At 39.2% G+C, this 6,758-nt stretch carries 7 protein-coding genes and 1 pseudogene; 4 read left to right on the forward strand and 4 right to left on the reverse strand.

Annotation, left to right across the window (positions count from 1 at the left end; all coding sequences use genetic code 11):
* Positions 1–96: 96 nt before the first annotated feature.
* Complete coding sequence (locus PN497_RS19610) at positions 97–705, reverse strand: DUF4129 domain-containing protein (RefSeq protein WP_096572061.1); 609 nt, start codon at positions 703–705, stop codon at positions 97–99.
* A gap of 411 nt (positions 706–1,116) precedes the next feature.
* Between PN497_RS19610 and PN497_RS19615 the strand changes: the two genes are divergently transcribed.
* Entirely contained in the window at positions 1,117–1,590 is a 474-nt protein-coding gene (locus tag PN497_RS19615) for an NADAR family protein (RefSeq protein WP_096572060.1), read from the forward strand.
* 287 nt (positions 1,591–1,877) lie between these two features.
* Here the strand turns inward: PN497_RS19615 and PN497_RS19620 are convergent, their stop codons facing one another.
* Both PN497_RS19620 and PN497_RS19625 read right to left on the reverse strand, forming a co-directional pair.
* Positions 1,878–2,003, reverse strand: a complete 126-nt coding sequence (locus PN497_RS19620) for a hypothetical protein (RefSeq protein WP_272110773.1) — start codon at positions 2,001–2,003, stop codon at positions 1,878–1,880.
* Between the two features lie 475 nt (positions 2,004–2,478).
* A complete protein-coding gene (locus PN497_RS19625; RefSeq protein ID WP_272110774.1) occupies positions 2,479–2,613 on the reverse strand; it encodes a hypothetical protein in 135 nt (44 codons plus the stop codon).
* A gap of 82 nt (positions 2,614–2,695) precedes the next feature.
* Between PN497_RS19625 and PN497_RS19630 the strand changes: the two genes are divergently transcribed.
* The 3 genes and pseudogenes from PN497_RS19630 to mltA all read left to right on the forward strand — a co-directional run bounded on the left by PN497_RS19630 (position 2,696) and on the right by mltA (position 5,215).
* Positions 2,696–3,466 (forward strand): hypothetical protein, encoded by a 771-nt coding sequence (locus PN497_RS19630; protein ID WP_096572058.1) that lies wholly within the window; start codon positions 2,696–2,698, stop codon positions 3,464–3,466.
* A 256-nt stretch (positions 3,467–3,722) separates the two neighbouring features.
* Positions 3,723–3,971 (forward strand): annotated as a pseudogene (locus PN497_RS19635) (hypothetical protein).
* Positions 3,971–5,215, forward strand: a complete 1,245-nt coding sequence (gene mltA, locus PN497_RS19640; protein WP_096572856.1) for a murein transglycosylase A — start codon at positions 3,971–3,973, stop codon at positions 5,213–5,215. Before PN497_RS19635 ends, mltA begins: the two are co-directional and overlap by 1 nt.
* A 143-nt stretch (positions 5,216–5,358) precedes the next feature.
* On the opposite strand, the gene PN497_RS19645 is transcribed toward mltA, so the two are convergent.
* Positions 5,359–6,249: a DUF5895 domain-containing protein gene (locus tag PN497_RS19645; protein ID WP_096572057.1), complete on the reverse strand. Its 891-nt coding sequence runs from the start codon at positions 6,247–6,249 to the stop codon at positions 5,359–5,361.
* Positions 6,250–6,758 lie beyond the last annotated feature (509 nt).

A 6,758-nucleotide genomic window follows, 5' to 3' on the forward strand; every position in this document is an offset into this window, starting at 1 on the left:
ACTGGGGACTGGTGACTGGGGACTGGGGACTGGGGACTGGTGACTGGGGACTGGGGACTAATGACTAATGACTAATGACTAATGACTAATGACTAATTACGAATTAAACAGTTCTTGATAGGCTTGATGACACTGTTGATAATTTTCTGCCAAAATTTCATTATTACCAAAACATAATTGCTCATGGGTGGTAATTAAGGTTTCATAAGGCTGAACAGGAGTTACGCTAGAAGTTAGTAATTGCAGATATTCGCCGTCTGTGCGGCTAGGTTGTTGAGGTGCGATCGCTTTTTCATGCAGTTGCTGTAACATAGCTAAATATAGATAACGGCAAGCTTCCTGATAGTTACCCTGTTGGTAAAATTCCTGGGCTTTAGTTAACAACAAGCTGATAGATAACTCATTAGCTTGATTTTTATTCTGGGAAATAAAGGCATGATCAAATCTTGCCAGCCAAGCATAAATGTAAGTATTAAATTCTTGCCATAAACGCCAAATTACCCAAACAACAAATAAACCCAGTATCAGCCAAAATAGAATTTTTAGTAATTCAGCTACCCAAGGACTAATTGACCAACCAGGAAGTAATTCTGGCAGGGTTTTTTGAAAGCGGGAAAATTGGTATTCAAACCATTCTCCTACTTTTTCCTGAAATAAATAAAACTGCCAAACCCAGTTTGTTTTTTCAAAAGCATCCGTGTTCATAATTCGTAATTCGTAATTCGTAATTCGTAATTGTTAATTTTCTCACCTGCCTCCTGCCTCCTGCCTCCTGCCTCCAAGTATCATTTTCGAGCCTATAATAACAAGCACTGCCCTGGGGGACATGGCTGCACCAAATCTCCTGTAGCGTAAGTTCCCGTATGTCCTGCGGTACTTAATCCTAATTTTAGGATGTTGATACTGGCGTTAATATCTCTATCTTCAACAAACCCTCTTCTGTCTTGAGGCTAGTACCGCTGCACGGAAGTCAACAGGAATATAAAATTTAATATACAGCCTATTACAGCTAAATGAATGAAGTACAAAATTGAATTATAAATCCTGGTCGCCAACGGATTTTAATGCTGATCACTGATAGCTGACTGCTGACTGCTATAAAAGAGAAATTTTCAAATGACTATTTACTTTTACAAAGTTTGGCAGCCCTATGGCTGTTTTTCTAACTTTTCTCCCCACACTATCGAAATTGACGGTACTTACTGGCCAACAGTTGAACATTATTATCAAGCGCAAAAGTTTGCTGGTAGTGAGGATGAGGTTTTTATACCCTTAATCTATGCTGCACCTACCCCTGAAGAAGCGGCTGCTTTAGGTCGATGTGGCGATCGCAAACTACGCTCAGATTGGGATCTGGTAAAAACTAATGTGATGCGAGCAGCTGTACTAAAAAAATTTCTCACTCATGCAGACATCAGAGAAGTGCTTTTAGTTACTGGGGATGAAATTTTGGTGGAAAATTCACCCACAGATTATTTTTGGGGCTGTGGAGTAGATAAAACAGGTCAAAATCATCTAGGTAAAATCCTCATGAGTGTGCGTGAACAAATCCGTCAGTTAATGTTGTTAAAAGCAATTACCAATTCTTGATAGCAATACCATCATTGCTGACGGTAAAGGAGGAATCTCTCAAAGCACGCAATATAATGTAATGTTACGTGCGCCGTTAGCATCTCTTGTTTGCCCAATCTAAATTTCACACTACCAAAAGAGGGTTAGTAGCTAGTACAGCACGGCGTAAATAGGGCTTGCTGAATAAATGTAAAACCTAGATAAATCAAGGGATTGAGGATGATTAAAATTAAAATTGTGCAAGGTTTTAGGTACTGTGAGCTTAAGAAAGCTTGTACTTTGTTAGTATTGGCACAATTTCCAAATCAAAAAACTCCTTGATAGCGACTTGTACTGAGCCTGTCGAAGTAAGCGTGGCGTAGCCATACTCCTTGAACTCCTGTACCCTCACAGATAACTTTTTCAGGAAACCCTAAATAGATTTGTTTCAAAACTTAAAATATAAATGAGTGAATACTATAAAATAGTAATAAAATAGAAACCCTTGCTAATAAAATATTTCTGGATGTAATTGACCTATTTACTCAACTTTTCTTAAATCATTTTTCCGATAAAAGTAAAGTTTAATTGCAAAAAGAGAAAGACTATAGACAAATAATTTTTGAGGTGTTATTTTAATAGTTGAAGCTAAAGAAAAAAGCTTCCCTGGCAGATCAAACAGCTAGAGTTGAAAAGAAAAGAAAAGAAAAGGAAAGACAAGAGAAAAGAAACGTAGTAAGAGGTTAAAAAGCTGTTAAATTTCTATCTGTCTCGTCGAAACACCGCAACACCCAACGCGAACGCTTATATTCCCTCAAATTAGTGAGAATCAGGGGGCAATGTAACTGGTTTTCATTCCTTGTTGATCAAGGTGATGAAAGAAAGTACATCCCTGGATAGTATAAACAAGGGGAGGGAAACACCAAGCTAGTAGATGTTGGGTGTTGTTGTGTTTGGTAATAAATAATGGGTAATGGGTAATGGGTAATGGGTAATGGGTAATGGGTAAGGGGTAATAAGTAATAGGTAATAGGCAATAGGTAATAATTTATTACCAATCACCAATCACCAATCACCAATCACCAATCACCAATACGTAAGTTTGTACTACAATTGAATAGAAAAACAGTTGAAATAACGATTTATGTCAATTATTGCGCTCAGAGCGTGGTATCTACAGGATTATGAACCTATTACGGAATTGGAGAAACGCCCTCCAGATATTCGTTTGAGTAAAAAAAGCCTGCTAAAATCAGGGTTGCGTGCGGATTTTTTAGAAGATAGCGATGAAGTCAAAGCATCAACTTGGTTTAGGCGCTATTTGGAAGGTGAAAATATAGAATTTTATATTGAGGGTAGTGGTGGTTATTGTGTAGCGAACATTGACTTAATTAGTCATGAAATTTATTTAACTAAACAAAGTTTGTTAGCGCAGTTAGAACCAACAATTTTTTTCTGCTATCAAACTGAATATGCAAAATCTAGTGATTTGCTCAGAGAACAACTGCAAGAAAGTTTGCAAATTTTAAATGGTAAATCCCGTCTACCCCTAACATTAATAGAATCATCCCGTCCCAGTCATGCACCGCTAAGGTTAAATCGTACCATGATGCGGAAAATCCGTAAGAGTTTATTATTTATTGCGGATACCACACCTATTACCAGCATTGATGGGAAAGAAACTTGTCAATTAATTCCTAGTCCTAACGTCTGTGTAGAAATTGGTTATGCAATGGAAAATAAACGTTCTGAACAAATTGTACTAGGACAAATGCAACGTCCAGAATTAGAAGGACAATTTCCCTTTGATTTACCCACACAGCAAATTTTACAATTTAGGGACGGTGCAGAACTGAATAAAATCCTCACCGTGACTATGGAAAATCAATTAGCACGATTTAAACTATTTTTTTGACAACTGTTTGTTTGAAAACTATTTTCTTAAATTTTTTCAGCCCATTTCAGATCCCCGACTTCTGTGAGAAATCAGGGATCTTAATTTTGAGAAGTCGGGAACTGTTGAGGGGGAAGTCAGCGTCATTTTGGGAAAGTAAAATTACGGTTCGTTGCCGTATTTTGGTACATCTGGCACTTCTCCCGTATGCTTACCCTTTCCATTGGGGGTAATGTAGTTAACAATAGGTTGGATGTATAGAAAATCATGTGAATTTATGCCTAGAACTCCCAACGAATATGCGATTCACCTCCTGTTGGAAAGTGGTCATCCGGAAGAAGTGCGCTTTCCCACTATTTAAGATTTTCAAAAGTGGTATAGTGGTGAACTTGTACCAAAGTCTGCTTCTAATGACTTTATTAACGTACCGATTAAAAATATTCAAGGCGAATATATGGTGGTACGTCCTTCTAAGATTATAGGGATTCGGGTAGAACCGATTTTTAGTTCTAGTATTGAAAGATGATGAGAAAAACCCTTGCTTTGTTTTCCTTGAGTCTGGGAATTGCCTGTACAAGTCCTGTTAGCTCAGTTTTAGCTCAAGTAACGATTCCTCTGCCAGCACCAGCACCAGAATCAATACCAGTACCAGTACCAGCACCAAATACGCCTGAAGTTGTACCAGCACTGCAACCTATTTCCCCGGAAACTGCTTGTAATTCTCAAAGATGCTTGGGTTGGGATGAGCAACTTTGGGGGAGAAATGGCGATCGCCAAGCTTTATTAACTTCCATTGATCACAGTTTGCGTTATCTGGAAACTAATAGAGCGGCGGAAATATATGCTAACTACCCCATCAAGGAGATTACTCTAGATCGGGTACGTCGGAGTTTATTACGCTTCCGACAACTGGTGGTGAGTTCTAAGTCAGCAGCCGAACTACAAGCGGCTGTACATCGGGAGTTTGCTTTTTACCAGTCTACAGGGAACGATGGCAAGGGTACGGTTAAATTTACTGCCTATTATGAGCCTGTGTATACTGCCAGCCGGGTGCGAACTTCTGTATACAGATATCCTATGTATAGAGTACCACCGGATTTTAAAGAATGGAAAAAACCCCATCCTAAAAGAGTTGATTTAGAGGGGAAAGATGGTTTACAAGGACATAAAGGCAGATTACGCGGTTTAGAAATGTTGTGGTTCCGCGATCGCCTTGAACCTTACATGATCCAAATTCAAGGTTCTGCCCAAATTAGATTAACCAATGGACGGAGAACTTCTGTAGGTTTTGCCGGAGGAACGGATTATCCTTGGACTAGCATTGGTGGAGAACTAGCAAAAGATGGTAAATTGCCATTAAGCGGTTTAACCATGCCTAAATTAATTAGTTATTTCCGCAGAAATCCCAGAGAAATGAATAATTATTTACCACGCTGGGAAAGATTTGTATTCTTCCAAGAAAACAACGGTGCGCCAGCTACAGGTAGTCTTAGCGTTCCTGTAACCGCAGAACGTTCAATTGCTACAGATAAATCTCTCATGCCTCCTGGTGCATTAGCATTGATTCAAAATGCGTTTCCTTTTCCTGCGGGTGGAGGGAGGTTAGAAAGACGCAGAGTTGATCGGTTTGTATTAGATCAAGATACAGGTAGCGCGATTAGGGGACCTGGCAGAGTAGATTACTTTATGGGTACTGGTAAATTAGCGGGCGATCGCGCTGGAATTACTGGAGGCAATGGATCACTATATTATTTATTGTTGAGAGAATAGGTGACTGGTGACAGGTGACTGGTGACAGGTGACTGGTGACAGTAAACAGCGATAAGTCATAACTGATCTATCTCCCTCTGCTCCCTGCTCCCTGCTCCCTGCTCCCCTGCTTTTCCCAGTCCTCAGTCCCTAGTCCCTAGTCCCTAGTATGGTGGATAAGCAAAATCATCATCATCGGCGTAAATATAAGAATTGGTAACACCAGATATTTCTGCTTTAGAAACATCTGGTTTCATAAATTCTTTACCAAATTCTTTGTAATCTTCAAAAATCTTACAAATTATTTCCGATTCAGGAGAATCAGAAGCAATCATATATTTTGTTAAATTTGAATCTTTAGGATGTTCATAATTTACAGTTGCAGCCACCAAAACAATATTCGGTTCAATACCTCTTTCTTCGCATTCAATAATCGGGCAAAAAATCCCATGTGCATGAAATAATGGACCTTTGGGAGTTAATGGTTTATTCTGAAAACTGGCATAAGCTTTTTCTAATTCTCCCGCAAAACCCCCAGTCAGTCTACCTTGTTGATATTCAGAATAACTCTTACCAAAACTTGCGCCCGCTGCACCACTGAGAGTTAATTGTAAAGGTGATTGATGTAAAAACTTTTTATCTTCACCGACTAAAAAAATCAGATGGCGAGTGTAGATTTTAAATTTCAGTTTATTAGCTAAAAAATCATCTTTGTAATCTTTAAAAGTACCTAATCTAATTTTTGTGTCTCGGTCTTGAACGGATAAAGGACCACGACGAATAATTACTAATCTGGGGGTAGTGGTAATAAAAAATGTGTCTACTTCTCCAGAATCAAATTCATGTTCTATTTCTTGCCAATTATCATCAGGTTGAAAACCCACAGCTTGAGCATTATCGAGTTTAAGGGCTAAACCATAACTTTGTAAACCATCCTCACCATAGCGGGGTCTGATCATTTGACACCAGGGGAGGGTTTGGGATGGTGGGGCGTTAAATTTTTCGTCTTCAAAGTCGAACTTAGCATGATTACTGTTAGCAGATGCTTTAACCATTTTTGAATATCCGTGTGTTTTATTTTACAAGTTTATTTTTTCTACTATCTTTTGTACCATCTTTTTTACCATTCATCTGGGATGTGTGGCACTTTCTGAATTAGATTTTAACAATTTTCCTTGGGGGGTGGTTGGTTTGGGGTGAAGTGGGGGTAAGTGGGTATAATTTTTATATCATGGGTGATAAGCGTCTATTTTAACGGTAATTTGTCGTGTTGTATCAGGGAAGGATAAGAGGGAATGAACCACGAAGACACGAAGGAAGCGAAGGAAGAAGAGAGAAGAGAAGAAGAGAGAAGGATGAGGAGGTTTGGTGATGAGTGGGATACCTTCCTTCGGTAAGCTATCTCTACGAGTCCCGACAGGGATACGCTAACGTACTATATCCACCTGATGCACAGACAAAAATTATCCTGTAAATCCTTGAATCCTGGATACTATCTCGACTTACTTCGACACCGCCCTTCGACACCGCCCTTCGACACCGCCCTTCGACACCGCCCTTCGAC

This window comes from Sphaerospermopsis kisseleviana CS-549, from assembly GCF_028329225.1.
Classification (GTDB): domain Bacteria; phylum Cyanobacteriota; class Cyanobacteriia; order Cyanobacteriales; family Nostocaceae; genus Sphaerospermopsis; species Sphaerospermopsis kisseleviana.

Bases quoted from the DNA above. Each gene is read 5' to 3' on its own strand.
- PN497_RS19615 (WP_096572060.1), top strand. From the start codon at position 1,117: ATGACTATTTACTTTTACAAAGTTTGGCAGCCCTATGGCTGTTTTTCT.
- PN497_RS19610 (WP_096572061.1), bottom strand. From the start codon at position 705: ATGAACACGGATGCTTTTGAAAAAACAAACTGGGTTTGGCAGTTTTAT.
- PN497_RS19630 (WP_096572058.1), top strand. From the start codon at position 2,696: ATGTCAATTATTGCGCTCAGAGCGTGGTATCTACAGGATTATGAACCT.
- mltA (WP_096572856.1), top strand. From the start codon at position 3,971: ATGAGAAAAACCCTTGCTTTGTTTTCCTTGAGTCTGGGAATTGCCTGT.
- PN497_RS19645 (WP_096572057.1), bottom strand. From the start codon at position 6,249: ATGGTTAAAGCATCTGCTAACAGTAATCATGCTAAGTTCGACTTTGAA.